Below are 1,082 nucleotides of genomic sequence, written 5' to 3' on the forward strand. Positions count from 1 at the left end.
CCGACTGCGGTCAGTTCCGTCGCATCCACCGACTTCACGATGGTGAGCGCGGGGTTGGAGGTCGCGGTGACGGTCGCGTTGGACGGCGGTGAGGTGACCGGCGGGCCGGTGGGCGGTGTGCCGGTGGCTGTCGCGGTGTTGGTGATGCTGCCCGCGTTGATGTCGGCCTGCGTCACCGTGTAGTGGGCGGTGCAGGTCACCGACGTGTTGGGTGCCAGCGAGGCGGCTCCGGCCGGGCAGGTGATCGCGGGCGGGGTGCCGGTGCCGGAGAACGCGGTCTCGTTCACCGTCACGTTGGTGAGGGTGACGTCGCCGGTGTTGGTGACCAGGAAGCTGTAGTCGACGACCTGTCCGACGGTCGAAACCGTGGTGGGGGAGGCGGTCTTGGCGATGGTGAGCGCCGGGTTGGACGTCGCGGTGACGGTCGCGTTGGACGGCGGTGAGGTCACGGGCGGGCCGGTGGGCGGAGTGCCGGTCGCGGTCGCGGTGTTGGTGATGCTGCCTGCGTTGATGTCGGCCTGCGTCACCGTGTAGTGGGCGGTGCAGGTCACCGACGTGTTGGGCGCGAGCGAGGCAGCGCCTGCCGGGCAGGTGATCGCGGGCGGGGTGCCGGTGCCGGAGAACGCGGTCTCGTTGACCGTCACGTCGGTCAGCGTCACGTTCCCGCTGTTCGTCACCAGGAAGCTGTAGTCCACGACCTGCCCGACGGCCGTGACCGTGGTCGGCGAGGCGGTCTTCATGATGGTGATCGCCGGAGAGGGTGTCGCGGTGACGGTTGCGTTGGACGGCGGGGACGTGACCGGCGGGCCGGTGGGCGGAGTACCGGTCGCCGTAGCCGTGTTGGTGATCGAGCCTGCGTTGATGTCGGCCTGGGTGACGGTGTAGTGGGCGGTGCAGGTCACCGACGTGTTGGGTGCCAGCGAGGCGGCGCCGGCCGGGCAGGTGATCGCGGGCGGGGTGCCGGTGCCGGAGAACGCGGTCTCGTTCACCGTCACGTCGGTCAGCGTCACGTTCCCGCTGTTCGTCACCAGGAAGCTGTAGTCGACGACCTGCCCGACGGCCGTGACCGTGGTGGGGGAGGC

General features: G+C 70.1%; 1 pseudogene. It reads right to left on the reverse strand.

Annotation, left to right across the window (positions count from 1 at the left end):
- A pseudogene (locus ACFVTF_RS38535) lies at positions 1 to 1,082 on the reverse strand (hypothetical protein); the annotation flags it as partial.

The sequence above is a fragment of the Kitasatospora sp. NPDC057940 genome, from assembly GCF_042887425.1.
In the GTDB taxonomy this organism is placed as follows: domain Bacteria; phylum Actinomycetota; class Actinomycetes; order Streptomycetales; family Streptomycetaceae; genus Kitasatospora.